This is a genomic window from Rhizorhabdus phycosphaerae, from assembly GCF_011044255.1.
In the GTDB taxonomy this organism is placed as follows: Bacteria; Pseudomonadota; Alphaproteobacteria; order Sphingomonadales; family Sphingomonadaceae; genus Rhizorhabdus; species Rhizorhabdus phycosphaerae.
The window spans coordinates 1,617,411-1,643,518 of sequence record NZ_CP049107.1 but is presented as its reverse complement, the minus strand read 5'-3'; the positions used below and the strand labels follow the sequence as shown (position 1 = coordinate 1,643,518).

Here is a 26,108-nt window from a genome sequence, read left to right as displayed (position 1 = left end):
TCGGTGGATTTTCTCTATTCGGACGAGCAGCGGATGCTGCTCGAAAGCGCGGACCGCTTTGGTCTCGACCATTTCCCCGCCACCGATCGGCTAAAGCTGCTGGAGGAAGGCGAAGCCGGCGTTCGGCGCACCTGGGCGATGATGGCCGAACTCGGCTGGCTGATGCTGCCGATCGCCGAGGAGCAGGGTGGCCTTGGGGGCGGCCTCGTCGAGGTCATGGCGCTGCAGGAAGCGCTCGGTCGCCACCTCGTCCCGTCGCCTTTCGTCACCTCCTGCGTCCTCGTCCCGGCGCTGCTGCGCGAAGCCGGCGATGCGGCGGCCGAGCTGCTTGCCGCAATTGGTGCGGGTGAGGCGATCGCTGCGGCTGCGCTGTTGGAAGCCGATGGCGGCTATGATCCGCATCGCGTGGCGCTCACCGCGCAGGCGGTCGACGGCGGCTACGCGCTGTCGGGCGCCAAATGCCATGTCGAGGACGGTGCCGACGCCGACTGGTTCCTGATCTCGGCGCGGACGGCGGGAGCGGCGAACGAGCGCGAGGGGATCAGCCTCTTCCTTGTCCCGGCGTCTGCCTCCGGCCTGACGGTCCATCGCTTCCGCGCGATCGACGGTCATCGCCATGCCCGGCTGGAGCTGAACGATGTGCGCGATGCGGTCCTCCTCGGAAGCAAGGATCAGGCGCTGCCGGTGATCGAGGCGGCGGTCGCACGGGCGTCCTGCGCCTATCTGGCCGAGGCGACCGGCTCGATGGAGAGCCTGTCGGCGATCACGCTCGACTATCTCCGCACCCGCCATCAGTTTGGCAAGCCGATCGGGTCGTTCCAGGTCCTCCAGCATCGCATGGTGGACATGGTGATCGCCTGCGAGGAAGCGCGCGCCATGATGCTGCATGGGACCCTCAACCATCATCTGGGCGACCGCGACTGGCAGCGTGCGGTCTCGGCTGCGCGCGTTCGTGTCGGCGAATGCGGGGTCTATGTCGGACAGCAGGCGGTGCAACTGCACGGTGGCGTAGGATTTAGCGACGAGCTTATCGTAAGCCATCACCTGAAGCGTCAGATGATGCTGGCGCTGGCCCATGGTTCGATCGACTATCACCGGGGGAGGTTCGCGGCATGACGGCATCTCTGGAGGACAGCATCAGGGAACTGCTGGCGCGGGAGGCGATCCGCGACTGTCTCTATCGCTATTGCCGGGGGATCGACCGGATGGACGAGGCGGCGCTGCGGTCCGCCTATTGGCCCGACGGCGAGGATCGGCACGGCCCCTATCAGGGCAGCGCCGTAGGCTTCATCGAATGGGCGCTCGCTACGCTCCCGAGCATCGAGCGCGGCATCCACCAGATCCACAATATCCTGATCGAGTTCCGCGAGGGCGGCGCAGCGGTGGAGAGCTATTTCTCCGCCTTCCAGCGTCAGCCCGGTCCCGAGGGCGGGATGAAGCAATGGGACATGAAGGGCCGCTATCTCGACTGGTTCGTCGAGCGCGACGGCGAATGGCGCGTGCTCAAGCGGCAGGTGGTGTTCGACTGGGTCGAGGAATTGCCCCTTCCGACTGCCAGCGAGGCGGAGCGTTTCGGCCTGCGCCAGCCAATCGGCTCGCGCTGGCCCGACGATCCCGTCTATTCGATCGGTTGAAAAATCTCGGGGGAGCACTGAAAGGCTCCCCTGTTTTTTGCCTGTCAGACCAGGTTGGCGAGGGCATCCCGCGAAAAGGGCTGGATGTCGCCGATTTGCCCGTCGCGGACTTTGGCTGCCCATTCGGGATCGCCGATCAGCGCTCGGCCCACCGCCACCAGGTCCACCTCGCCATTGGCCAGCATCTCTTCCAGCCGGTCGAAATGGCCGGCTTCGACGTCGGGATTGACGCCGGTGCGCGTGACCAGGAACTCCTCGCTCAGCCCGACCGAGCCGACCGTGATCACCGTCCGCCCGGTGAGCTTCTTCGTCCAACCGGCGAGATTGAGACTGCTGCCGTCGAACTCGGGCGTCCAGAAACGGCGGTTGGAACAGTGGAAGATGTCGACGCCCGCATCGGCCATCGGCACCACGAAGGCATCCAGTTCCTGCGGACTGGCGAACAGCCGCGCGTCATAGTCCTGCTGCTTCCACTGCGAGAATCGCATCGAGATCGGAAAGTCCGGCGCGGTCCGGCGACGGCATTCGCGCACGATCTCCAGGCCGATCCGGTGGCGCTCGGCGCCATAGGTGTCATCGCGCAGATTGGTGGGTGCCCAGAAGAACTGGTCGACCAGATAGCCATGCGCGAAGTGCAACTCGATTCCGTCGAAACCGATCGCGCGGGCATCGGCCGCCGCCTGGCCATAAGCGAGGATGATCTTGTCGATCCGCTCGGCGGTCAGCGCCTCGCCATTGGGCTGGTCGGGCGCGAACAGGCCCGATGGCGAAACCGCCGGCACATCCGGTGTGCCCGTATTCTCCGGCTTGCGGGCCGCGCCGACATGCCAGAGCTGAGGGAAGATGCGGGCACCGGCCGCGTGGACGGCGTTGCATATGGCGGTCCAGCGGGTCAGCGCATCCGGGCCATGGAAGACGGGAATATTGGCTTCCGCCAGCGCGGCGGGATCGTCGATCGCGGTGCCTTCGGTGATGATCAGGCCGACGCCGGCAGCGGCGCGCCGGGCATAATAGGCCAGCACGTCCTCGCCGGGGAGCCCATCGGGGCTGAAGCGCCGGGTCATCGGCGCCATGACGATGCGGCTGGGCAGTGCCAGCGCACCCTGCTGGAAGGGCTGGAAGAGGGTGTCGGCGACCATGATCGGCTCCGCTATGCAGGATGGTGGGCGGATCGTCAGACCCGTTCGATTGCCAAGGCAAGCCCCTGGCCGACGCCGACGCAGAGCGTGGCGAGGCCGCGGCGCCCGCCGCTGCGCTCGAGCTGGTTCAGCAGCGTGATGACGAGCCGCGCCCCCGACATGCCGAGCGGATGGCCGAGCGCGATCGCGCCGCCATTGGCGTTGACCTGCGGCGCATCGTCGGGAAGCCCGAGCGCGCGCAGTACGGCGAGCGCCTGGCTCGCAAAGGCCTCGTTGAGTTCGATCGCGTCATAGTCGCCGATCGCATGGCCCAGGCGCCCGAGTAGCTTGCTGACCGCATCGACCGGGCCGATGCCCATGATGCGCGGCTCGACGCCAGAGCTTGCCATGCCGAGGATGCGGGCGCGGGGGGTAAGGCCTTGCGCGCGGGCTGTCGCCTCGTCCGCGACGATCAGCGCGGCCGCGCCGTCGTTCACCCCCGAGGCATTGCCGGCGGTGACACTGCCGCCGTCGAACAGCGGTGCAAGTCGGCCCAGTTGTTCGACCGTAGTGTCTGGGCGGCCATGCTCGTCCTGCGCGAAGCACATGGTCTCGCCGCGCTTGCGGCCGGGAACCTCCACCGGCACGATCTCGCTATCGAATGTTCCGTCGGCCTGCGCGCGTCCGGCGCGCTGCTGACTGCGAACGGCAAAGGCGTCCTGGTCGGCGCGCGATATGCCGAACTGCTTCGCGACATTCTCGCCCGTGCGCGGCATCGATTCGCTGCCATAAAGCCGGTCCATCGCGGGATTGACGAAGCGCCAGCCGATCGTGGTGTCGAACATCTCCTGCGTGCGGCCGAAGGCGCTCGTCGCCTTGCCCAGCACATAGGGCGCGCGGCTCATGCTCTCCACGCCCCCGGCCAGAGCGAGCGCCATCTCCCCGGCGCGCACCGCGCGGGCGGCGGAGCCGATCGCCTCGAGGCCCGAAGCGCACAGCCGGTTGAGCGTCACGCCCGGTACCGACGCGGGAAGCCCCGCCAGCAACAGGCTCATCCGCGCGACGTTGCGATTATCCTCGCCCGCCTGATTGGCGCAGCCGAGGAAGACCTCCTCGATTGCCGCCGGATCGAGCGACGGGTTGCGCTCGATGAGGGTCCGGATGGGGATGGCGCCGAGATCGTCGGTACGGACGCTGGAAAGCGACCCGCCATAGCGACCGATGGGCGTGCGGATGGCGTCGCAGATGAAGGCTTCAGGCATGCAGATGTCCGGGAAGAGAGGATGTTCAGGAGCGCGGTTGTGTCACGCCGACGGGAGCAGATGGTCTCCATGGCGTTCGCGCAGCACATATTTGAGCAGCTTGCCGGTCGCGCTGTGCGGCAGTTCATCGACCACAAGGATGTCGTCCGGCAGCCACCAGCGCGCGACCCGCGCCTCCAGATGGCGAAGGATCGCCTCCTTGTCGAAGTCGGCGCCTGGCCGCATCGTCACGAGCATCAGCGGGCGTTCCTGCCAGCGCGGATGGGTTGCGCCGATCACGGCGGCCTCTGCGACGCCCGGATAGGACTGGGCGGCATTCTCCAGGTCGATCGAGGAAATCCACTCGCCGCCCGACTTGATCACGTCCTTCGACCGGTCGGTGATCCGCAGGAAGCCGTCGGGGGTGATCTGCGCTATGTCGCCGGTGTCGAACCAGCCATCGCCGTCGGTCGCCGATGCGTCGCGTCCGAAATAGCGGTCGATCACCCATTGCCCGCGAACCTGCAGCAGCCCCGTTGCGACACCGTCATGCGGCAGGGGCACGCCCTGCTCCGAGACGATCCGGATGTCGACGCCATACATGGTGCGGCCCTGCAGCGCCTGCAGCGCGGTCAGGTCGGTGCCTTCCAGCTGCCGTTGATGGGCGAGCGGGCGGCAGACGGTGACGACCGGGCTGGTTTCGGTCATGCCCCAGGCCTGAACGACGTCGATCCCCAGCAGCGTGCGGAAACGCTCGATCAGCGCCGGGGGCGGTGCCGCGCCGCCGATGAAGACCCGGTCGAGCGCGAGGGCGGATCGCACCTCGGCGTCCAGCCGCTCGACATGGTCGACGAAGCTCATCCACACGGTCGGAACGCCAAGTGCAAAGGTCGCTTTCTCCTCGGCCATCAGTGCGAACAGCGATGCCGGATCGAGCGCGGAGCCGGGCAGGGCCAGCTTCGCCCCGCACATGGCGGCGGCGAAGGGGACGCCCCAGGCGTTCACATGGAAGAGCGGGGTGACGAGGGCGATGCAGTCGCGGGCGGACAAGGCCATGGAATCGGCGGTGCAGGCGGACATGCAGTGCAGGACCGTCGAGCGGTGGCTGTAGAGCACACCCTTGGGGTCGCCGGTCGTGCCCGAGGTGTAGCAGAGGGTCGAGGCAGCGTTCTCGTCCACCTTCGGCCATTCGGCCAGGGGCTCGGCGCCCCCCACCAGTTCGTCGAGGGGAAGCAAATTTGGAAGGCTGCTTTCGGGCATCTCGGGCCGGGCGCACAGCACGATGATATGTTCGATCAAGGTCAGCCGGCCGATGATCGGCTCGACGAGGGGAAGCAGGTCCGGGTCGACGCAGAGCAACCGGGCCCCGCCATCGTTGAGAATATAGACGAGATGATCGGCGTGGAGGCGCGGGTTGACCGTGTGGAGCACATGGCCCGCCGACGTCACCCCGAAATAGAGTTCCAGGTGCGGCATCCGGTTCCAGGCGAGCGTGGCGATCCGATCTCCCTGAACGATGCCCAAGCCCGCGAGGGCCGAGGCGATCCGCGCGGCGCGGTCGCGCAGCGTCGCCCAGTCGGCACGTTCGAAGCGGCCGTCATGACGGCGCGCGACGATTTCACGGCGGCCATGATGCTGCGCGGCATGGTCGATCACCGATCCGATCGTCAGCGGGCGGGCCTGCATCAGGCCGGTCAAGGTGGCGGCGCCGGCAGGCGCTCCGAACCCGGGCAAAGACATGTGCGCTCGTCGATCCTCTCTCCAGAACTGCGCGGCACCCTTCCACGGGCGAAGCTGCAATTCGAACGGATCGCGTCCGCCGCCGCGACTATCGCGGACGTGATGACATGGGGAGCGGTGCAGGGGGTGGTATCGCATACGCGATAGCGGGAGGCGGAAGAGCCCCAAAATTGCGTCGCGCCTTTCCCGCAATAGGGTTCGCTCGTCTTCGCGTCCGGAGCTGGTTTCGACCGGCTTCGGTTCGCCCCGCCCGTACGGATGAGTGAACCCGATGCCCCTCGACAGCGAAACCTTCGATCTCCTGCTCGGCGCGGTTCGCCGCTTCGTCGACGAAAGCCTCATCCCCGCCGAGGCCGAGGTCGCCGAGCAGAACCATATTCCAGACGCCATTGTCACCGCCATGCGCGAGCTCGGCCTGTTCGGCCTGTCGATCGCCGAGGATTATGGCGGCCTGGGCCTGACCATGGAGGAGGAGGTCCGCGTGGTGTTCGAGCTCGGCCGCGCTTCGCCGGCCTTTCGCTCGATGGCGGGGACCAATATCGGAATCGGGTCACAGTCGATCGTGATCGCGGGCAGCGACGAGCAGCGCCGCCATTATCTGCCGCGCCTCGCCTCGGGCGAGATCATCGGCAGCTTCGCCCTGACCGAGCCCGATGCCGGGTCCGACGCCATGTCCCTTCGCACCCAGGCGAGGCGCGACGGCGATCATTATGTGCTGAACGGCACGAAGCGCTACATCACCAACGCGCCGATCGCGGGCCTCTTCTCGGTGATGGCGCGGACCGGAGAGGGCGCCGGTGCCGACGCCATCTCCTGCTTCCTCATCGAGGCGGGAACGCCGGGGCTGGTGATCGGCAAGCCCGACAAGAAGATGGGCCAGGCGGGTGCGCTCACCAGCGACGTCATCCTCGACGATTGCCGCGTGCCGGCGTCGACGCTGCTCGGCGGCGTCGAGGGCAATGGCTTTCGTACCGCGATGAAGGTGCTCGACAAGGGGCGCCTGCACATCGCTGCCTTGTGCGTCGGCATGGCCGAGCGCCTGATCGCCGAGGCGGCCGGTTTCGCGACCACGCGCAAGCAGTTTGGGGCCACGATCGGCACTTTCCAGCTCGTTCAGGCAATGATCGCCGACAGCCAAGCCGACATGCTGGCGGGACGGGCGCTGGTGCTTGAGACCGCGCGCCAGCGCGACCGGGGCGAGCGGGTCACGATGGAGGCCGCCTGCGCCAAGATGTTCGCGTCTGAGATGCTCGGCAAGGTCGCCGACCGCGCGGTCCAGATCCATGGCGGGGCAGGCTATATGGCCGAATATCCGGTCGAGCGCTTCTATCGCGACGCGCGGCTGTTCCGCATCTTCGAGGGCACGACGCAGATCCAGCAGCTGATCATCGCCCGCGAAGTCCTGCGCCAGTTCGCCTGACGGTTTTCAAAGACAGCGAGACCCGATCCATGATTTCGACGACTATCGACGGCGGCATCCTCGCCGTGCTGGCGGACAATCCGCCGGTCAACGCACTCGGTGCGGATCTGCGCGCGGCGCTGCACGATGCGATCACCCGGGCCTCCGGTGACCCGGCGGTCGAAGCGATCGTGATCGGTTGCGCCGGCCGTACGTTCTTCGCCGGCGCCGACATTCGCGAATTCGGCCAGCCGCAGCGTGAGCCTTCGCTGGTGGCGCTGATCGCGGCGATCGAGGCGTTGGACAAGCCGGTCGTCGCGGCGATCCACGGCACGGCGCTTGGCGGCGGGCTGGAAGTCGCGATGGCCTGCCACTATCGCATCGCTACCACTACCGCGAAACTGGGCCTGCCGGAGGTCAAGCTTGGCCTGCTGCCAGGTGCGACGGGCACGCAGCGCCTGCCCCGGCTGGTCGGCATTGAAGAGGCCTGCCGGATGGCGGTGTCCGGCGATCCGGTCGATGCCACGACGGCGGCGCGCATCGGGCTGGTCGATCGCATCGTCGAAGAGGCCGATCCTCTGCCCGGTGCCGTCGCCTTCGCGCGCGAGCGTGCGGGCAAGCCTTTCGTGCGGACTCGCGACCGGGCGGTTGCGGGCGAAGCGGAGGCCATCGGCGACTATTTCGAGCGCAACCGGTCGAAGCTGCGCGGGCTGGACGCACCGGTCGCCATCCGCCGCTGCCTCGAAGCGGCCATGGCGCTGCCCTTCGACGAGGGCGTCGCGATCGAACGGGAAGGCTTCGTGCGCCTGCGCGATGGCGACCAGTCGAAGGCGCTGCGGCACTATTTCTTCGCCGAGCGCGCGGCCGCGAAGATCGACGGGCTCGATGCCGCCGTCGAACCGCTACCGGTGCAGAAGGTCGGCGTGATCGGCGCCGGCACCATGGGCGGCGGGATCGCCATCAACTTCCTCGTCGCCGGCTTCGACGTAGTGATAGTCGAGCAGGATCAGCAGAGGCTTGATGCGGGCGTCGCGCTTCTGCGGGACAATCTTGCGAAGACTGCGCGGCGCAAGGGACTGGCGGCAGACCGGGTTGACGCCATGATGGCGCGCCTCTCGCCCAGCCTGTCCTATGAGGCGGTGGCCGATTGCGATCTGGTGATCGAGGCCGTGTTCGAACTGATGGATGTGAAGAAGACGCTGTTTGCGACGCTCGACGGCATCGTCAAACCCGGCGCGATTCTGGCGTCGAACACCAGCTATCTCGACCTGGACGAGATCGCCGGCGCGACGGGCCGCCCGGACTCGGTCGTCGGGCTACATTTCTTCTCACCGGCCAACATCATGAAGCTGCTCGAAGTCGTGCGCGGCGCGCGGACGTCGGAGCGCGTTCTGGCGACGGCGATGCAGCTGGCACGCCGGATCGGCAAGATCGGAGTCGTCTCGGGCGTATGCTACGGCTTCATCGGCAACCGGATGCTTGCCGCCCGTCAGCGCCAGGCGATGAAGCTGATCGAGGAAGGTGCCAAGGTGATCGAGGTCGACCGGGCTCTGACCGATTTCGGCCTGCCCATGGGGCCGTTTCAGATGACCGATCTTGCCGGGCTCGACATCGGCTGGGATCCGCGCACGAGCGCCGGGCGTACGATCCGCGAGCGATTGTGCGAGGCCGGGCTGCGCGGCCAGAAGAACCGGCGTGGCTTCTATGACTATGACGCCGATCGCAACCGCAACCCTTCGCCCGAGGCGGAGCAGATCATCCGGCGTTTCGCCGAGGATAATGGCATCGGCCAGCGCGCCATTGGGGCCGACGAGATCCTGGAACGCCTGCTTTATCCGATGATCAACGAAGCCGCGCTGATCCTGGAGGAGGGCATAGCGCAGCGGGCGTCCGATGTGGATGTGGTGTGGGTGAACGGCTATGGCTGGCCGGCCTGGCGGGGCGGGCCGATGTTCTGGGCCGACAGCCTTGGTCTCGCGCGGGTCGTCGAAGGGCTGCGGCACCATGCGGCGTCGCTCGGCCCCGATTTCCGTCTGTCGAACCGCCTGGTCGAGGCCGCGGCCTCGGGTGCCCCGCTATGCTGATGGGCTGTTCTTCAATGTGGGACTCCTGCAGCGACGGCGTGCGCGGGCGATGAGCGGGGTAGAGATGGTCACGCTCGAACGGAGCGGCGCGGTTGCCTGGCTGCGCCTGAATCGCCCCCACCGGCTGAATGCGCTGACGACCGAGATGCGGCGAGAGCTGCTGCAGGCGCTCGAAGCTGTCCGCGCCGATCCGCCGCATGTCCTCGTACTCACTGGCGCGGAGCGCGGCTTTTGCGCGGGCCAGGACCTCGGCGAGCGGCTGGGCCAGGTCGAGCGGGGGGAGGACATCGACCTTCGTGCGTCGCTCGCCGATACCTATAATCCGGTCATTCGCGCTCTGGGCGATCTGCCCTGCGTGACGATGAGTGCCATCAACGGCGTCGCGGCCGGTGCGGGGATCGGCTTGGCACTCGCCTGCGACATCGCGGTCATGGCACGGTCAGCGACGCTGGCTTTGGCCTTCGGCAAGATCGGGCTCGCCCCGGATGCCGGGGTCAGCTGGCGGCTCGCCCGACAGATCGGCGAGGGACGCGCTCTTGCCCTGATGCTTACATCTGCCGCGCTCACCGCCGAGCAGGCGGCCGCATGGGGACTGGTCGCGCGGATATTCGATGACGAGCGTTTCGATGGCGATGTCGCCGCGATGGCCGAAGCGTTGGCAGGCGGATCGCTCGATGCGCAGCTGGCGACGCGCAGGCTGGTCCGTCGGCCCTCGTCCGATCTCGATGCACAGCTGGACCGGGAGGCCGAGGAGCAGGGCCTTCTGGGAAGGACGGACTATTTCCAGGACCGGCTACGGTCATTCTCCGCCAAGCCCTGAAGTCGTTAGGCACCGATCTGCCGAGTCGCGGCCACGGATAACGCCATGGCGGGCCAGGATGTGTTCATTTTCATCCATATTCGTTATGCTTTTGTTTGTATCTCATAGTCTTATGTGGAAGTGTGGGAGTAGACGAAAGTTTGCCGCAGAGCGCGGTTTGAGCTTGCTTTGTCGGGGCGATGGGCTAAACCAGACAGGTCATTAGTCAGAATCCTCCAGAGAATAACCCGGCCCAAAAGGCCGGGTTATTCATTTTCAGGCAGGTTCGATAATGCTTATGCGGGTTGATCGCGCTGCGGTCTTCCCCTCGCCCCGGAAAGAGGGCTAGGCACGGGCGATGGCCCTCTTTCTTCTTTGGCGAGAGCCCCTGTCGGGGCCGGACCCGATGGCGTCTTGCGCCGATCCCGATGCGCGAGCGCATATTCTCGGCGACCATCGCCTTGCCGCGGCTTTCGCAACTCCGTCGGGACGCTGGCAGCTGCGATGCTGGGCGACCGAGACCCATTTCTACCAGCCCGAAGCGCAGCTGTGGCAGGACGACGAGGCGGGTGTCTGCGTCATCCACGGGCTGGTCTGGCGAATGCGCGACGACGGGGCGGAGTTGCTCGACGCCGCTGCGGTCGCTTCGCTGCTGGCGCGGCCGGGCGACCGACTGCCGGCCGATGTCGGCGGCGAATATGCGATCGCCAGGCTCTACCGCGACGGCAGCCTGACCGCCTTTTCCGACCAGGCAGGGCTGCACCAGCTGTTCCGGGGGGCGGCAGGACAGCCGGTGCTGTCCAACCGTGCTTCTCTCGTTGCGGCTTGCCTGGGCGACGAGGCGCCCGATCCGGCGGCGCAAGCCTGGCTGGCGGCGATCGGCTATCGCGTGGGCACCGCAACCGCCTTCGCGTCGGTGAGCCAGATCGGACAGGGCAGCCGCCTGATCATCGATGCCGCAGGTGCGCGCGAGCAGGGCGATCCGCTGCGAGCCCTCGGCCTGGGATCGCTGCGGGGATGGTCGGCCGCGCATGTCGACGATCTCGAACGCGGCATCGCCCAGGCCTGTGCCGCGATCGGGCTCGGCATCCCGGGGGAGGGGCCGGTGGACCTTCCGATCACGGGGGGCAAGGACAGCCGGGTTATTCTCGCGCTGTGCCTGTCCATGGGCCTTCGGGACCGGCTCCGATTGTTCACGCGCGGCTATGAGGGGCATCCCGACGTCATCACCAGCCGTCTGATCGCCGAGGCTCTGGGTCTGCCTCATCGCAGGGAGCCCCCCCATGGCAGCGATGAGCCCGCCTTCTGGACGAGCGAGCGCTTCTTCGGGAAGCTGGCGGCGCAGGCGTGGCAGACCGATGCCATGGTCGGCGGCTGGGATCTCATTCTGGGCCAGTCGACCGGCCGCGAGACGCTGGTGAGCGGTCATATGGGCGAGGTGTTGAAGGCCTATTCGAAGAAGGCTCTTCCCGAAGGCCCGCTCGATCCGGTTTCGATGGTGCGGCTACAGGCGCCCTTCGATCCCATGGGCGTGCTTCTTCCCGATGCACGGGCGGCGCTGGAGTCGGAATTGCGCAAGCAGATGGCCGAGGCTCGCGCTGCCGGCGCGCTGGAGGCGGACCTTCCCGATCTCTTCTATTATCGCAACCGCCTGCCCAACTGGCTCGGCGCGATCCGCGCGATCAAGTCCTTCGAGCGGCAGCCGGTCGTCCCGCTCGGGGCGCCTGCCTTGCTCGGCCTCGCCTTTCGCCTCCTGCCCGAAGAACGCGCCCGCGAACTGCTCCATTACCAGATAATCGAGCGGGCGGCGCCCGAGCTCCTCCCGCTGCCCTTCGCGCTCCAGAGCTGGCATGCGGCGCTGGGGGAGGACGTGCCGCGCCCGGCGCCCATCCTTCCCGCGCCCGGCGCTCCGCCGGTTTTCGGCAACTGGCAGTTCTCGCTCAACCACAATGCCTCGATCCGGGCCGCCTTGGCTGCGCTGATCGATGGTGCGCCAGATCTGACGCTCTGGACATCGGTCGATCGCGCGGTGCTGCTCGATCGGCTGAGGACGCGGCGGTTCGACATGTTCGACGCGATCAGCCTGCTCGGCATCGTCATTGCCTTCCTGCACGAGGCGGGACTGGCGGTGCCGATGCGCCTCGGCGAGGAGCGCGGCTGCGAGGAACAGGCGATTGCCCTGAGCGAGCTTGCCGAACTGCCCAAGGTCGACGGCTATCTGGATGCCGTGGTCGAGGAGGAAGACCTGCTCCGCTTCGATGGATGGGCCTTTTGCGCCGCCTGGCCTGGGGCGCAGCCCGCCATCGAAATCCGGGTGGGCGGTCAGGTGCTGGCGGTGGCGGCGGCGTCGAACGACCGTCCCGACCTCATCCCCCATGGGATGGGCGATGGCCGTCATGGCTTTTCGATCGCCGTGGCGCGCGATCTGCTACGTCCGCTGGTCGATGACTGCGGGCAGGTGGAGGTTATGCTGACTCCGTTCGAAGGCGATTACGAGATCGCCCGCCGGGTGGTGCGTCCATGAGCCGGCCAATCCTCGTCATCGGCCAGAGCCACGTCGCCGCGATCCGCGCGGCCGCAAAGACGCGCCGTGAAGCGGATCCCGACCGTCTCCGAACGCGGGTCATTCACACGATGGAAGAGCGATATGCGCCCGAGCTGGTCGGCGAGGGTGACGAGACACGCTTCTCGCCGACACTGGAGGAGGCGATCCGCGACCAGATCGCGCGCCACGATCCCATCCGGGCGTCGGTCAGCGGGGGCAATGTCCACAATGGCTTCGCCCTGATCCGCCACCCCCGGCCGTTCGATTTCCTGCTTTCGACGGAGGTTGGTCCGCCGCTTGATCTCGCCGCCGAGCCGATCACCGAAGCGATGATGCGGACCGCGCTCGAAAGCGCGCTCGACCGGGATCGGGCGCGGCTTCGCGAGATCGCGCGGATAATGGGGCCGGGGGTGATCCAGGTCGAATCGCCGCCGCCGCTGGCCGATGACGCGCGGATCGCCGCACTCGCCGACGGCTATTTCCGCGAACGCGGCATCGCCGCGCAAGGCGTCGCGCCGGCCGCATTGCGCTACAAGATGTGGCGGCTCCATTCGCGCATCGTCGCGGGCTACTGCGCCGATCTCGGCTTTCGCTATCTACGTGTTCCTGCCGAGACGCAGGACGGACAAGGCTTTCTGCGGCCCGAACTGGCGGGCGACGCGACCCATGGCAACGAGGCCTATGGCGAGGCGATCATCCGCGCATTGGAGGCGATGTGAGCGACCATCCCTATCGTGGACTGCCCGCAGAGGCCTATTGGCGCCGCGCGGTCGTGGGGCGGGGGCCGGCGATCGATCCGGTCGCGGGGCCGTTCCTGCGCCTCGAACCGGCGGACAAGGTCGCGACCGCCGGCAGCTGTTTCGCACAGAATATCGCGCGCTACCTGAAGCGCAGCGGCTTCGGCTATCTCGTCAGCGAGACGGCGCATCCGATCATCCCCGCCGCCGTGGCGGAGCGCCATGGCTATGGCCTGTACAGCGCGCGCTACGGCAACATCTACACGGCGCGCCAGCTGCTGCAACTGATCGAGCGTGCTTATGGCCGGTTCGTGCCATCGGTCGATCTGTGGGACGCGCCGGGCGGAGCGGGACGGGTCATCGATCCCTTTCGGCCCAGCGTCGAGCCCGATGGCTTTGCGAGCGAGGCCGAGCTGCGCGCCGACCGCGCCTGGCACTTCGCCCGCGTGCGCGAGATGTTCGAGACGCTCGACGTCTTCGTGTTCACGCTGGGGCTGACCGAAGCCTGGGAGGCGGTCGAGGACGGGGCTGTCTATCCGGTTTGCCCGGGCGTTGCCGGAGGGCATTTCGATCCGGCCGCGCATCGCTTTCGTAATTTTCGAGTGTCGGAGATCGTCGCCGACCTCACCGCCTTCGTCGTGGCGCTGCGGGCGGTGAACCCGGCCGCGCGGATCATCCTGACAGTGTCGCCCGTACCCCTGGTTGCGACGGCGAGCGGCAATCATGTGCTGAGCGCGACGACCTATTCCAAGTCGGCGCTGCGTGCGGCGGCACAGGAGGTCTGCGAAGACCTGCCCGAGGTCCATTATTTCCCCTCCTATGAGATCATCATGGGGGCTCCTGCCGGTGCGCGCTATTTCGCCGAGGACATGCGCAACGTGACCGAGGAAGGGGTGGCGCAGGTCATGTCGGTGTTCCTGCGTCATGCGGCCGGGATCGAAGCCGGGCCAGCTGTGCCATCGCCGGCAGAGCGCCGCGAAGAGGATGAGACTCTGAGCGCCGCGCGCGACTGGGTCCGGTTGATGTGCGACGAGGCGCTGCTCGACGACGGAGGAGACTGAGCCTCAGAGCTTGCGGGCGACCAATGTGTTGCCCGCCGCGTATGTGGCTTTCGCCCGGTCCGGCAGCGCGGCAAGAACCCTATTCCAGAAAGGGCCGCCCGGTGGCTGGTCGAGCAGGGCGCCGACACTCATTGCGCGGATCTCTTCGCACACAGCCTTATCCTCCAGCGCTTCGAGCAGCCCGCTCAGCTGCCAATTGAGCGCGTGATCGGGTGTCTGGTTGCTTTCGGTCGCCAAGTGCAGCCGCTCGAACCCGGTGTCGAACAACCGGGCCAGTCCTTCGCGCGTCGCGTTGAAATAGTGCAACGGATAGCCATGAACCGGCACGAGGAAGGGGTAGTCGATGAACACCCGTCCGCCCGGCTTGAGCATGCGCCGAAATTCGGCGGCAGCTTCCCAGGGCGAGTCCATATGCTCCATCACCGCGAAGCAGCCGATCCCGTCGAGCGATGCGTCGGCGATCGGGTAGCGGCAGGCCGGCTCCATAACGATGTCGGCGCTGCGCGAGGGATAGACTTCCAGATAGAGGCAATTGTCGAAGGTCCGCGTGCGCCGGCCACAACCGACGTCGAGGTAAAGACCCTGCGGGTCGGCACGTACCGCTTCGACGAAGAGGCCGAGCCCGGGATTGGCGGACTCGTCGTCATAGTCGCCGAGATCGTGGCTCGCCCCGCCATAGGCGACGGGGAAACTGTCGGTGGCGCCGACGAAGCGGAAATCGCCGCCCGCGCCGCGCGACGCATCGAGGATCGGTGCGAAGCGCGCATATTTCGCCTCGGCCCGCGTTCCCGGGAGGCCGGCGGCGGCACGGGTCAGCTGCCTGCGTCCCTCGCGTCGGCCATGCCGCTCGAAATGCTTCCAGGCATTGCCGCCGGCCGCGACATGGCGCGCGACGTCGGGGTTGGCCGCCAGATAGAGGTCTTCGACGAAATTCTCGTCGGTGGCCGGTTCGAACCGCGTGGGATCCTGCATCGCGCCTGCCTATCGCCATCGACGGACGAGGGCCAGTGCCGAACGGTTCGCGCGCGGCCTCTGTCCTTTCGCGGCGCCAGCGGCTAGTCGTTCCGACCGATGATCAGGGAGACGAGATTGGGCGCCGACATCCGCCAGCCACGCATAGCCATATTGATCTTGGGCATGCACCGCAGCGGCACCTCGGCCCTGACGCGCCTGATCGGTCATCTCGGCGCCGCGCTGCCCACCGACGCGATCGAGGCGCATGAAGACAATGCGCGCGGCTATTGGGAGTCCGCGGCTGTCGTGAAGGCGGACGATCAGCTGCTGCGCGTCGCGCGATCGAGCTGGTTCGATGTCCGTCCGCTCGACCTGTCGCGGCTCGACGCCTCGGCGCTCCGCTCACGCAAGGACCGGCTGTGGGAGGCGATGGTCGCGGCGTTCGGCGATGCCCCCATGATGGCGGTAAAGGATCCGCGCCAGTGCCGCTTCGTGCCGACCGTCGTCGAGACGCTCGCCGAGCATGGGGTTGCCAGCCGGGCGGTTCTGATGCTGCGCGATCCGGCGGCGGTCGCACGCTCGGTCGCCCGCCGCGACGGCACCACCCCGGCCTTCGCCCAGCTGCTCTGGCTGCGGCACATGATCGAGGCGGAAAGGGCGACGCGCGGGCTGATGCGCGCGGTCGTCGATTATGATTCGATGCTCGCGGACTGGCGCACGACCGCCTCTCGGCTGCTGCCGCTGACGGGCGCCGACATGCCCGAGGGGGAGGAAGCGGTGGCGATCGACGCTTTCCTCGATCCGACGCTGCGGCACCATGTCGGTGGTGAGGACCAGCTCGCGGCGCCTCTCGGCCCCATCGTCATGGCGGCGCGCGACGGTCTTGCCGCGCTGGTAGATGAGGACGGTGAAGCGGCGCGCGCCCGGCTCGACGACGCCTATGCGCAGCTCGATGCCGTGCCCTGGCTGGTCGACGACATCATCCATGACGAACTGCGCCATCGCCGCGCCGGTGGCTCGGCCGAGCCCGAAGCCGTGGCGATCGCACCCGCGCCGGTCGTGCCCCGCCCGTCGCTGCCCGCACCCGATCCTGCGCTCGCCGATGCCGTGGCTCTCATCCGTGAGAGTGGGCTTTTCGACGAGGACTGGTATCTCGCCACCTATGCCGATGCGGGCGAGGCCGGGCTCGATCCGGTCGAGCATTATCTGCGCACCGGCGCGCCACAGGGGCACAAGCCCAACCCGCTGTTCGACACGGCGTTTTACGCCCGGCAGATGGCCCGGCGGCTGGCAGCGGCGGGAATCCCGGCATGAAGAGCGCGATCGTCCTCCATCTCTTCTATCCGGATGTCTCGCTCGAGTTGATCGACCGCGTCTCGCCGCTGGCGGACGACGTCGACCTGTTCGTGACGCACAGCGCCGCCCTGACCGAAGAGGTGCGGGCTGCGCTGGAGCGGCTCTCCCGACCCGCCCGTATCGTCCAGGTCGCCAATCGCGGCTGGGACATCGGGCCGCTGTTCGAGGTGCTGCCGCTGCTCCGCGCCGAAGGCTATGAGCTGATCGGCAAGTTGCACAGCAAGAAGGGCGGATCGGGCTATGCGCCCGAATGGCGCCAGCTCGCCTATGACGGGATGATCGCCGGACGCGATCTGGTCGGGCGGATTTGCGAGGCTTTCGCCGCCGATCCGGGGCTGTCGCTGCTGGGACCGCGCCGGCTCTACAAGTCGGTCGCCAGCCATATGTTTCGCAATGCGGAGCTGCTGTCCGACCTCGCCCCACGCCTGACCGCGCCGGCCTATCCGCCCGCCGACTGGGGTTTCTTCGCCGGCACCTTCTTCTGGGCGCGCCTGTCGCTGCTGGAAAAGGTCGCGGCGCTCGCCGACTTTCGCGACGCCTCGCCCAATCAGGATCGCGATGGGGCGCTGGGCCATGCGGTCGAGCGGCTGTTCGGCCTCGCCCCGATCGGGCTGGTCGGCCGCATCGGCCTCGTCGAGGATGGCGCGATCGAGATCGTGCAGGCGCCGGGTTCGCCTTCGCACGAGCCCGTGATCCAGACCTTGGTCGACGCGGCCGGTCTCGCTACCGGTCCGGTGGACGAGGCGCTGTCGGCGCTGATCGCCCGGCACAATCCATTGGTCGACTATATCCGCCATGGTCGAGAGGACGATGCGCTCGATCCCAATCTCTATTTCTCGTCGAGCTGGTACAACAGCATCCATGCCGATGTGCACGCGGCCGGCATGCTGCCGCTCCACCATTATATCCATTACGGCGCCGCCGAGGGCCGCTCGACCGGGCCATTGTTCGACGGCCAGTTCTACCGGCGAAGCTATCCCGACGTGCAGGGCGATCCGTTGCGCCACTTCCTCGAGACGGGGGCGGCGGAGGGGCGGGTGGCGATCCCGGTCAGCCGGCCGAGCTACGAGACCAGCGACGAACGCCCGCGCCGCTTCTACCGCCATTTCGATATCGTCCGCGAGGAGGCCTTTCTCCGCTCGGTCGCAGATTTGCCCCGCGACGTCCGCGAGCGGGCCAATGCGACGCTGGTCAGCGTGGTCATGCCCGCCTGGAATCGGGCGGACCGTATTGCGGCGGCGATCCGCTCGGTGCTGGCACAGAGCCATGGCCATTTCGAACTTCTCGTGGTCGACGACGGTTCGACCGACGGTACCGCCGAGATTGCGGCGGCGTTCACCAGCGACCCGCGCGTCCGGCTGATCCGGGGCACCCATGGCGGGGTCAGCGCCGCGCGCAATCTGGGCCTGGCCGAGGCCAAGGGCGAGATCATTGCCTATCTCGACAGCGACAATAGCTGGAAGAGCTGGTTCCTCGACGTGATGACGCTGTTCATGACGGCGGAGGGGCTCGACACCGCCTATTCGGGCATCGCCCTGCGCGACGAGCTCAACCAGCTGACCGGCTATCGCGGCGACGATTTCGACTGGGACGCCTGCCTCGCGGAAAATTATGTCGACCTCAACGCCTTCTGCCACCGCCGCGCGCTGGTGGACAGCCATGGCGCGTTCGACACCAACCTCCGCCGGATGGTCGATTGGGACCTGATCCTGCGCTACGCCAGGGGCCGCAGCGTCAGCTATGCGCCCTTCGTAGGCTGCGAATATCATGATGCGCGCGGCGATACGGGCCGGATCACGGTCAGCCAGCCCGCTGCGTTCCAGGCATTGGTACGGACGAAGAACCGGCTCGGCCTGCCGACCGGCGCCGACGCGTATGAACTGGCGGCGGCGCTGCGCCTGAACGTCGCGATCAAGATCGCGGCGCCCGAGGAGGAAAAGGCCGCCTGGGGCGACTATCACTTTGCCGAGAGCCTTGCCGCCGCGATCGAGCGCCTGGGTCATAGCGTGCGGATCGATTTCCGTGGCCAGTGGCACGGCCATTCGATCGCCAGCGAGGATCTGGTGATCGTGCTGCGCGGTCTGATCCCCTATGAACCGCGCCCCGGCCAGATGGCGTTCCTGTGGAACATCAGCCATCCCGATCAGGTCGGCTTCGACGAATATGACCGCTACAGCCGGGTCTATGCCGCCTCGGCCTCGACTGCGGCGCTGCTGGCCCCGATCGTCCGGCCGCCGGTCGTTCCGATGCTGCAGGCGACCGATCCGGAGCGCTTTCATCCGCTGAAGGAGCGGCCCGAGTCGCCCGATGTGCTGTTCGTCGGCAATTCGCGAGGGGTCGATCGCCCGATCGTCAACTGGGCGATTGAGGCGGGGCATCCACCAGCGATCTATGGAGATGGCTGGTCGGGCCGGGTGCCCGACGATCTCGTCCGCGCCGCCAATGTCGACAATCGCGAGCTGGGCCGGCTCTATGCCGGGGCGGGCGTCGTCCTCAACGACCATTGGGAGTCGATGCGCGCTTTCGGCCTGCTGTCCAACCGGTTGTTCGATGTCGTCGGTGCGGGGGGCAGGGCGGTATCCGACGCGGTGCCGTCGATGGCGTCGGTGTTCGGGGATTCGGTGCGCCAGATCGGCAGCGCGGGCGAGTGCCGTGCTGCCATCGACGAGATACTGTCGACGCCGCGCGACGAGGTGGCGCTGGCGGCAGCGGCCGCCGAGGTTCATGCACGTCATAGCTTCGACGCCCGGGCGCGGACCTTCATTGCCGATGCTTTCGCCATTCTCGGCCTGCCATCGCCCTCCGAGGTGGAGCCGCAGCCAAAGGACGACCGGCTGGCGGTCCATATTATCGCCCGCCACAGCTCGATCGGCCCGCAAAGCTCGGCCTTCATCCGCTTGGTCGCTCCGTTGACCGACGAGACCGTTGCCGGGCGACTCCGCCTGACGCTGGGTTCGCCGGACGAGCCCGTACCCGACTGCCACGTCTGCATCGTCCAGCGCACCGCGCTGCCGACGGTCGAGGCGGTCGATGCGCTGGTCCGGCATCTGGGCAGGATGGAGGCGGCGCTGGTCGTGGACGTCGATGATGCCTTTCGCCTGATCGGCCCCGACCATCCGGAGCATGACCTCTATCGCCCGTTCAACGCGGCGCTCGACCGGCTCGTGGCGGCGGCGGCGGAGACATGGTTCTCGGCCGCCGAACTCGCCGAGGCCTATGCTCCGCTGGCGCCGCGCTCGGTGATCGTGCCCAATGCGATCGACCCGCGTCTGTGGCGCGACTGGCGCAAGCCGCGCCCAGCGCCCTTCGCGGGGCCGAAGGTGCGGATGCTCTATATGGGCACCCACACCCATGGCGCCGACTTCGCGCTCGTCAGACCGGCGCTCGACCGGCTTTTCGCCGAGCGCGGGGATGCGTTCGACGTCACGCTGATCGGCGTCGCGCCAGACGTCGAACCGGCACCCTGGCTCCACCGCCTGTCGCCCCCGGCCGAGGCGGTCAGCTATCCGCGCTTCGTTCGCTGGCTGCGCGAACAGGGGCCATTCGATCTGGGGCTGGCGCCACTGGTCGACAGTGCCTTCAACCGCTGCAAGTCCGACATCAAGGCGCTCGATTATGCCGCGCTCGGCCTGTTACCGCTGGTGTCCGATAGCCCCGCCTATCGCGCCGATGCCGCGCTGGCCCGCCATCTGGTCCTCGTCGGCGACGATGGCTGGTACGACGCGCTGTGCGCCATAGTCGATGATCGCGCGGACGCCGCGGCACGGGCGACGGCGCTCCACGCGTGGCTATGGTCCAATCGCGTGGTGGCGAAGGGAGCTGTCTCGCTGGCGACACGGCTCGAAGCCTATCGGCGCTGAACGCGGATACCGGGCGCTGCGCCTTCGTTCATGCGGGGTAAGGCTGCGCAGGGCAGAAAAGCCTCCCACGCCGCAGGAAAGGACGATCGATGAAGCCCTGGCCCCTGATGACGCTCGCAGCTCCGGTCCTGCTCGGCGCCGGCTCCGATATGCCGAAGCTCGGCAAGCCGATCGCCTGTACGCTCGGCAAAGACTGCGCGATCCAGAATTATACCGATCTCGATCCCGGCCCCGCCGCCAGCGACTTTCGCTGTGGCAGCCGCACTTATGATGGGCATAACGGCACCGATTTCCGGCTGCACAGCATGGACCAGCAGCGGCGCGGCGTGGCGGTGCTGGCGGCGGCCGATGGCAAGGTGCTGCGCGTCCGCGATGGCGTGCCCGATGTCTCGGTAAAGGAGGCGGGCCGGAGCGAGGCGGTGGCGCAGGCGATGTGCGGCAACGGCCTCGTCATCGAGCATGCCGGTGGTCTCGAAACGCAATATTGCCACATGGCGAAGGACAGCATCGCCGTGCGGCCCGGCCAGCAGGTCAAGGCCGGCGAGCGGATCGGCCTGGTCGGGTTGTCGGGCAACACCGAATATCCGCACCTTCACATGACGGTCCGCAAGGACGGCAAGGTGGTCGATCCCTTCGCTTATGGCGCGGCAGCCGGCCAGTGCGGCGGCGGACGCCCGCTCTGGTCGGCGGACAGTGGCCTTGCGGGCGCTTACCGTCCCGGAGAGGTGCTGCTGACCGGCTTCGCGACCGGCCCGGTGACGATCGCCTCCGCACGCGAGCATGGCGAGGCGCAGCAGCCCGCCCCCGACAAGAGCGCGCCTGCGCTGGTCGCTTTCGTCCAGGCGATGGGGCTCAAGGCCGGAGACGTGCAGCGGCTGATCGTGACCGGACCGGACGGCAGCGTGCTGGCGGACAACCGTGCCAAGCCGCTGGAGAGCGACAAGGCGGAATGGTTGATCTTCACCGGCCGTAAACGTCCAGCGACCGGCTGGCAGGCAGGGCGGTACGAGGCACGTTACGAGGTTCGGCGCGGCGACAAGCCGGTCGTTTCCGAGCGTTTCTCCGTGACGCTCTGATCGTTCGTCGGCTATCCGGTCGCATCAAGGGGGGCATGCCGTCCCCGATCGACTGTCGAGAAGATAGAAGCCGATGCGCATATTGATCGTCCACCAGAATTTTCCCGGCCAGTTTCCCGCGATCGCCGACGCGCTGGTGGCGCGGGGCGACGAGGTGGTGGCACTTGGCAGCAAGAGCGCGGCCGACCGTGCGGGGGTGCGGCTCGTCCGCTGGACGAACAATCGCGGGACGACCGAGGGCATCCTCCCGATCGCCGTCCGCGCGGAGGCCGATCTGATTCGCGGGACCGCGGCGGCGCAGGCGGCAACGCAGCTGGCAGCAAGCGGGTTTCGCCCCGATGTGATCATCGGTCACCCCGGCTGGGGAGAGACCATCTATCTGCGCGAGATTTTCCCCGATGCTAAGATCGTCCTGTTCGGCGAGCTGTTCTACCGGACGCACGGTGCCGACATCAATTTCGACGCGGAGTTCGAGAGCCCGGACCTCCCGCAGATGCTGCGCACCCACGCCAAGAACGCGACCCAGCTGCTGGCTATGTCGACTGCCGACCTGATCGTCTCGCCGACCCAGTTTCAGGCCTCGACCTATCCGGAGATTTTCCGGCCGATCCATCGCGTATTGCACGAGGGCGTCGACCTTTCGGCCGCGCGTGGCAACCCCAGGGCCGTCGTTCGCCTGCCCGGTGGACAGGAGCTTCGCCCCGGTGGGCCGGTGATCACCTTCATCAATCGCAACTTCGAGCGGTTGCGGGGCTTCCACATCTTCATGCGTGCGCTGCCCGAACTCTTCCGCCAGGTGCCCGAGGCGCACGTCCTGGCGATCGGCGCTGACGGAACCGGCTATGGTGGCGCAAGAGCCGATGGCAAGCACTGGCGCCATGCGATGCTGGAGGAGGTGAAGGGCGGCATTCCCGAGGGCCATCTGCACTTCGTCGGGCGCGTCGAGCACAAGACGATGATCGATATCCTGTCGGTCGGCGCGGCGCATGTCTACTACACCTATCCCTTCGCCCTTTCCTGGTCGCTGGTCGAGGCGATGGCGTGCGAATGCCTGGTGCTGGGATCGGATACGGCGCCGGTACGTGACGCGATCACGAACGGCGTGGAAGGTGTTCTCAACGACTTTTTCGATGTCGACGCACTCAGCGCGGCCATGATCCGCGCGGTGCGCGAGCCCGAGGCTTTTGCCGAGATGCGCAAGGCCGCCCGCGCGACGGCGCTGGCGCGGTTCGACCGCGAAAGCGTCGGCGTGCCGGGCTGGCTGCGCCTGATCGATGAGATTGCGGAAGGGCGGATCGCGGCAGAACTGGACGAGGTCGGCTGAAGCGCGGCCCCGACCCGGCGGGCCGCCGCTTGGCCGGTAACTCTTGTAAAAAGAAAGGGGCGACCTTTCGGTCGCCCCCCTTCATCGGTCCGCCTCTGCGGATCAGGCGAAGCTGAAGAAATCTTCATCGACGAAGCTGGCGGTGGTGAGCGCGGTCACGCCAGTGAGGGTGATCGCCGAGTTGACGGCTCCATCCTGACCGTTATCCCTGTAGAACAGATAGGTGTCCGTGCCGACCTTCAGTGCCAACACCTCATTGTCGTCGAGCGTGACAGTTCCAGCATAGTCAAATGCGGCCTGGACAGTCGTGAACTGGATGCCCGGAGCTGCGCTGACCTCAAGGACCTCGAAGCCCAGGTCCAGCTTGTCGCCTGTCGTGAAGTCTGTGATGCGATCGGTCAGCGTCGCGCCGTCGATCGTTGCCACTGCGGCGTCGCTGCGGCTGAAGACGAAGATGTCATTACCCGCACCGCCGGTGAGAATGTCAATCGTATCTTCGCCCGAGCCGCCGATCAGCGTATCATCGCCGGCATCGCCGAGGATGACGTCATTGCCGTCTTCGCCAAAAATGAGGTCGTCGTCGGCGCCGCCACGGAGCGAATCATTGCCGTCGCCGCCGCTGATCTGGTCGGCACCCTTATTGCCGTTGACGGTGTCGTTGCCGGCGTCGCCGTTGATGACGTCATTGTCCGCACCGCCGAAAATGCGGTCGCTGCCCTCCGCGCCACTCAGCGTGTCCGCACCGGCATTGCCCTGGATATAATCGGCGCCGCCACGGCCATTGATATTGTCGTTGCCGTCGGCACCGCCGGCGGCACTTTGGCCATAGAGGCGATCATTGCCGGTGCCGCCCGTGATCGAATCCGCACCCCCGCCGCCATTGACGACGAGCGTGGCATCGGAGCTGCTCGCGCTCATCACGTCGTTGCCGTCGTCCAGCGAGATGGAGAAGACGCCATCGGCGGTCGAGTTGATGGTGACTATGTCGACACCCGCACCGCCAGAGATCGTCGCGTCGCCGGTTCCGTTTACAAGGATGCTGTCATCACCCGCGCCGCCGGTGATGCTGAGGTCATCGACAGTGGTAGAGGTGATTTGGTCGTTGCCTGCGCCGCCGTCGATCGATCCGCCGCCAAAGGCATTGATGATGTCGTTGCCGTCACCGCCGGAAATGGTGGTCGTGCCCGTGCCGAACGATCCGATGCTGTCGTCGCCGGCAAAGCCGTACATCGCCGAGCCATCATCGTCGGTGTTCAGGAACAGGTTGTCGGCCCCGTTGGCCCCAACGATGAGCGTCGCGCTGCTTCCCGCGATGAAGGAACTGGCGAACTTGATGTTCGCGCCAGCCAGGGCGGTGCCGGGGAAGGAAAGCGACTTTCCGCCTGCCGTCAGCGTGGTGATATCGAAGCTGTTGGCGCTGTTCGCGACGACGACATCGGCCGGCGTCAGCGTGCTGCCGGAGAAGGTAAGCGTGTCGCCAGCCAGCAAATTGCCGGCATCCGCCGAAGTCATCGTCTCGAAATTATAGTTCGCCATTGAAGTCTCCGGTCGGAACATGGGTTAAACGGACCGGAGATGCTCGTTCTCCCACCGTCACGGTCCCTTATGTCGTCCGAACCGCCAAACACAAGCCGATCCGCGATCCGCGAGCACCAGGCATGAAAAAGGGGGCAGCCTGTGGCCACCCCCTTTCATAACGAAATGCTTCGATCAGCCTGCGAGCTGATAGAAATCGTCCGCGACGAAGCTGGCCGTGGTCACGCTGGTGACGCCGTTCAGCGCGATCGCCGACGTTGCCGAATTGGCGCCGCCCGAACCGTCCGCATCATAGAAGAGATAGGTGTCGGCGCCGACCGTCAGGGCAAGGACTTCGCCATTGGCGAGCGTTGCCGTGGCGGCATAATCGAACGCGGCATCGGTCGTGGTGAAGACAAGGCCGGGCGCGTCGCCCACCTCGCTCACCGCGAAGCCGAGGTCGATCTTGTCGCCAGCGCCGAAATCGGTGATCCGGTCGGTGAAGACAGTGTCATCGACGGTCAGCTGGTTGGCATCGGTATCGCGGAACACGAAAAGATCGTTGCCTGCGCCGCCTGACAGAATGTCGGCCCCAACACCACCGATGACGATATCGTCGCCTGCATCGCCCTGAATGACGTCATTGCCGCTGTCGCCGGAGATCAGATCGTTATCGGCGCCGCCGCGCAGGGAATCGTTTCCAGCACCGCCGAAAATCTCGTCTTCGCCCTTGTTGCCGTTGACGCTGTCGTTGCCGTCGCCGCCAGAAATGGCGTCATTGTCGGCGCCGCCGAAGATCCGGTCGCTGCCATCTTCACCGTTCAGCGTGTCGACGCCGGCATTGCCCTGCAGATAGTCGGAACCGTCACCACCGCTGATGCTATCATTGCCGTCTATGCCGCCGCTGGCGCTCTGCCCATAAAGGCGATCATTGCCGTCGCCGCCGGTCAGCGTGTCGGCTCCGCTGCCACCGTTGACGATGACCGTCGTATCCGAGCCATTGGCGTTGAAGACGTCGTTGCCGTCATCGAGCGCGATGTTGAACAGGCCGGTACCATCGGCATCGACGGTCACGCTGTCGTCTCCGGCCCCGCCGGCTACGGTGACCGCGCCGCCGCCATTCAACAGGATGGCGTCATTGCCTGTGCCACCGGCGATGATCAGGTCCTCGATTGCGGTTGAGGTAATGTCGTCATTGCCCGCGCCGCCGTCGATCGAGCCACCGCCGAATGCGGTGATGTCGTCATTGCCGTCGCCGCCGGACAGGGTTGCTGCGCCGGTGCCGATCGATTCGATCGTGTCGTTGCCGGCAAAGCCGTAAAGATAGGAGCCGTCGTCGCTGGTGTTGAGGGTCAGGTTCTCGGACGCATTGGAACCGATTTCCAGCGTCGCACCGCTGCCAGCGATGAACGAGCTGACGAACTGGATGCTGCTGCCCGAAAGCGCGGCGCCGGGGAAGGAGAGCGTCTTGCCGTCGGCCGTAATGGTGGTGATGTCGAACGCGTTGCCGCTATTGGCTACGGCCAAGTCGGCGGGAGTGAGCGTTGAGGAGGAGAAGGTCAGCGTGTCGCCGGCCATCAGATTGGCGGCTTCGGCCGAGGTCATCGTCTCGAACGTGTAATTGGCCATGGGGAACTCCAGTTGGACCTAGCGGGATCATCGGGC

At 66.9% G+C, this 26,108-nt stretch carries 18 protein-coding genes; 12 read left to right on the top strand and 6 right to left on the bottom strand.

Annotated features, from left to right (window positions below; all coding sequences use genetic code 11):
• The first annotated feature begins 3 nt into the window (after nucleotides 1-3).
• Complete coding sequence (locus G6P88_RS07460; protein WP_165322585.1) at nucleotides 4-1,116, top strand: acyl-CoA dehydrogenase family protein; 1,113 nt, start codon at nucleotides 4-6, stop codon at nucleotides 1,114-1,116.
• The gene (locus tag G6P88_RS07455; RefSeq protein ID WP_165322584.1) at nucleotides 1,113-1,634 is read left to right on the top strand and encodes a nuclear transport factor 2 family protein; all 522 of its coding nucleotides are present in this window, start codon (nucleotides 1,113-1,115) and stop codon (nucleotides 1,632-1,634) included. The genes G6P88_RS07460 and G6P88_RS07455 overlap by 4 nt, the downstream gene beginning before the upstream one ends.
• Before the next feature lie 44 nt (nucleotides 1,635-1,678).
• Here the strand turns inward: G6P88_RS07455 and G6P88_RS07450 are convergent, their stop codons facing one another.
• Genes G6P88_RS07450 through G6P88_RS07440 form a run of 3 tightly spaced genes read right to left on the bottom strand, consistent with a single transcriptional unit; the run spans nucleotide 1,679 to nucleotide 5,733 of the window.
• A complete protein-coding gene (locus G6P88_RS07450) occupies nucleotides 1,679-2,773 on the bottom strand; it encodes an NADH:flavin oxidoreductase (protein WP_165322583.1) in 1,095 nt (364 codons plus the stop codon).
• Nucleotides 2,774-2,808: 35 nt separating this feature from the next.
• Nucleotides 2,809-4,014, bottom strand: coding sequence for a 3-oxoadipyl-CoA thiolase (gene pcaF / locus G6P88_RS07445; RefSeq protein ID WP_165322582.1), 1,206 nt, complete (start codon nucleotides 4,012-4,014; stop codon nucleotides 2,809-2,811).
• A gap of 42 nt (nucleotides 4,015-4,056) precedes the next feature.
• On the bottom strand, nucleotides 4,057-5,733 hold the full coding sequence (locus tag G6P88_RS07440; RefSeq protein WP_206335892.1) for a long-chain fatty acid--CoA ligase: 1,677 nt from the start codon (nucleotides 5,731-5,733) through the stop codon (nucleotides 4,057-4,059).
• Nucleotides 5,734-6,004: 271 nt separating this feature from the next.
• Here G6P88_RS07440 and G6P88_RS07435 point away from each other — a divergent pair, with 271 nt between their 5' ends.
• From G6P88_RS07435 to G6P88_RS07410, 6 genes are all read left to right on the top strand, one after another.
• Nucleotides 6,005-7,153 carry an acyl-CoA dehydrogenase family protein gene (locus G6P88_RS07435; protein WP_165322581.1) on the top strand — a complete coding sequence of 383 codons (1,149 nt, stop codon included), beginning with the start codon at nucleotides 6,005-6,007 and terminating at the stop codon, nucleotides 7,151-7,153.
• Between the two features lie 29 nt (nucleotides 7,154-7,182).
• Nucleotides 7,183-9,216, top strand: coding sequence for a 3-hydroxyacyl-CoA dehydrogenase NAD-binding domain-containing protein (locus G6P88_RS07430; RefSeq protein WP_165322580.1), 2,034 nt, complete (start codon nucleotides 7,183-7,185; stop codon nucleotides 9,214-9,216).
• A gap of 49 nt (nucleotides 9,217-9,265) precedes the next feature.
• The gene (locus G6P88_RS07425; protein ID WP_165322579.1) at nucleotides 9,266-10,036 is read left to right on the top strand and encodes an enoyl-CoA hydratase/isomerase family protein; all 771 of its coding nucleotides are present in this window, start codon (nucleotides 9,266-9,268) and stop codon (nucleotides 10,034-10,036) included.
• Between the two features lie 385 nt (nucleotides 10,037-10,421).
• Entirely contained in the window at nucleotides 10,422-12,539 is a 2,118-nt protein-coding gene (locus tag G6P88_RS07420) for an adenine nucleotide alpha hydrolase family protein (protein ID WP_165322578.1), read from the top strand.
• The gene (locus tag G6P88_RS07415) at nucleotides 12,536-13,279 is read left to right on the top strand and encodes a hypothetical protein (RefSeq protein ID WP_165322577.1); all 744 of its coding nucleotides are present in this window, start codon (nucleotides 12,536-12,538) and stop codon (nucleotides 13,277-13,279) included. Before G6P88_RS07420 ends, G6P88_RS07415 begins: the two co-directional genes overlap by 4 nt.
• Entirely contained in the window at nucleotides 13,276-14,358 is a 1,083-nt protein-coding gene (locus tag G6P88_RS07410) for a GSCFA domain-containing protein (protein ID WP_165322576.1), read from the top strand. The genes G6P88_RS07415 and G6P88_RS07410 overlap by 4 nt, the downstream gene beginning before the upstream one ends.
• 3 nt (nucleotides 14,359-14,361) lie before the next feature.
• On the opposite strand, the gene G6P88_RS07405 is transcribed toward G6P88_RS07410, so the two are convergent.
• Nucleotides 14,362-15,330: a methyltransferase domain-containing protein gene (locus G6P88_RS07405; RefSeq protein ID WP_165322575.1), complete on the bottom strand. Its 969-nt coding sequence runs from the start codon at nucleotides 15,328-15,330 to the stop codon at nucleotides 14,362-14,364.
• 117 nt (nucleotides 15,331-15,447) lie between these two features.
• On the opposite strand from G6P88_RS07405, the gene G6P88_RS07400 reads away from it, so the two are divergent.
• From G6P88_RS07400 to G6P88_RS07385, 4 genes are all read left to right on the top strand, one after another.
• Entirely contained in the window at nucleotides 15,448-16,626 is a 1,179-nt protein-coding gene (locus G6P88_RS07400) for a sulfotransferase family protein (RefSeq protein ID WP_226946767.1), read from the top strand.
• Nucleotides 16,623-20,528 carry a glycosyltransferase gene (locus G6P88_RS07395; RefSeq protein WP_165322574.1) on the top strand — a complete coding sequence of 1,302 codons (3,906 nt, stop codon included), beginning with the start codon at nucleotides 16,623-16,625 and terminating at the stop codon, nucleotides 20,526-20,528. The genes G6P88_RS07400 and G6P88_RS07395 overlap by 4 nt, the downstream gene beginning before the upstream one ends.
• A gap of 89 nt (nucleotides 20,529-20,617) precedes the next feature.
• The gene (locus tag G6P88_RS07390) at nucleotides 20,618-21,604 is read left to right on the top strand and encodes a M23 family metallopeptidase (protein WP_165322573.1); all 987 of its coding nucleotides are present in this window, start codon (nucleotides 20,618-20,620) and stop codon (nucleotides 21,602-21,604) included.
• A 73-nt stretch (nucleotides 21,605-21,677) separates the two neighbouring features.
• Complete coding sequence (locus G6P88_RS07385; protein ID WP_165322572.1) at nucleotides 21,678-22,928, top strand: glycosyltransferase; 1,251 nt, start codon at nucleotides 21,678-21,680, stop codon at nucleotides 22,926-22,928.
• A gap of 102 nt (nucleotides 22,929-23,030) precedes the next feature.
• On the opposite strand, the gene G6P88_RS20425 is transcribed toward G6P88_RS07385, so the two are convergent.
• Together G6P88_RS20425 and G6P88_RS07375 are read right to left on the bottom strand one after the other, a co-directional pair.
• Nucleotides 23,031-24,464 (bottom strand): calcium-binding protein, encoded by a 1,434-nt coding sequence (locus tag G6P88_RS20425; protein WP_282097783.1) that lies wholly within the window; start codon nucleotides 24,462-24,464, stop codon nucleotides 23,031-23,033.
• 174 nt (nucleotides 24,465-24,638) lie between these two features.
• Nucleotides 24,639-26,072, bottom strand: a complete 1,434-nt coding sequence (locus G6P88_RS07375) for a calcium-binding protein (RefSeq protein ID WP_165322570.1) — start codon at nucleotides 26,070-26,072, stop codon at nucleotides 24,639-24,641.
• Nucleotides 26,073-26,108 lie beyond the last annotated feature (36 nt).

What these genes read in the sequence shown, in the direction of transcription:
- G6P88_RS07455 (WP_165322584.1), top strand. Translation starts at nt 1,113, where the DNA reads ATGACGGCATCTCTGGAGGACAGCATCAGGGAACTGCTGGCGCGGGAG.
- G6P88_RS07450 (WP_165322583.1), bottom strand. Translation starts at nt 2,773, where the DNA reads ATGGTCGCCGACACCCTCTTCCAGCCCTTCCAGCAGGGTGCGCTGGCA.
- pcaF (WP_165322582.1), bottom strand. Translation starts at nt 4,014, where the DNA reads ATGCCTGAAGCCTTCATCTGCGACGCCATCCGCACGCCCATCGGTCGC.
- G6P88_RS07440 (WP_206335892.1), bottom strand. Translation starts at nt 5,733, where the DNA reads ATGTCTTTGCCCGGGTTCGGAGCGCCTGCCGGCGCCGCCACCTTGACC.
- G6P88_RS07435 (WP_165322581.1), top strand. Translation starts at nt 6,005, where the DNA reads ATGCCCCTCGACAGCGAAACCTTCGATCTCCTGCTCGGCGCGGTTCGC.
- G6P88_RS07430 (WP_165322580.1), top strand. Translation starts at nt 7,183, where the DNA reads ATGATTTCGACGACTATCGACGGCGGCATCCTCGCCGTGCTGGCGGAC.
- G6P88_RS07425 (WP_165322579.1), top strand. Translation starts at nt 9,266, where the DNA reads ATGAGCGGGGTAGAGATGGTCACGCTCGAACGGAGCGGCGCGGTTGCC.
- G6P88_RS07420 (WP_165322578.1), top strand. Translation starts at nt 10,422, where the DNA reads ATGGCGTCTTGCGCCGATCCCGATGCGCGAGCGCATATTCTCGGCGAC.
- G6P88_RS07415 (WP_165322577.1), top strand. Translation starts at nt 12,536, where the DNA reads ATGAGCCGGCCAATCCTCGTCATCGGCCAGAGCCACGTCGCCGCGATC.
- G6P88_RS07405 (WP_165322575.1), bottom strand. Translation starts at nt 15,330, where the DNA reads ATGCAGGATCCCACGCGGTTCGAACCGGCCACCGACGAGAATTTCGTC.
- G6P88_RS07395 (WP_165322574.1), top strand. Translation starts at nt 16,623, where the DNA reads ATGAAGAGCGCGATCGTCCTCCATCTCTTCTATCCGGATGTCTCGCTC.
- G6P88_RS07390 (WP_165322573.1), top strand. Translation starts at nt 20,618, where the DNA reads ATGAAGCCCTGGCCCCTGATGACGCTCGCAGCTCCGGTCCTGCTCGGC.
- G6P88_RS07385 (WP_165322572.1), top strand. Translation starts at nt 21,678, where the DNA reads ATGCGCATATTGATCGTCCACCAGAATTTTCCCGGCCAGTTTCCCGCG.
- G6P88_RS20425 (WP_282097783.1), bottom strand. Translation starts at nt 24,464, where the DNA reads ATGGCGAACTATAATTTCGAGACGATGACTTCGGCGGATGCCGGCAAT.
- G6P88_RS07375 (WP_165322570.1), bottom strand. Translation starts at nt 26,072, where the DNA reads ATGGCCAATTACACGTTCGAGACGATGACCTCGGCCGAAGCCGCCAAT.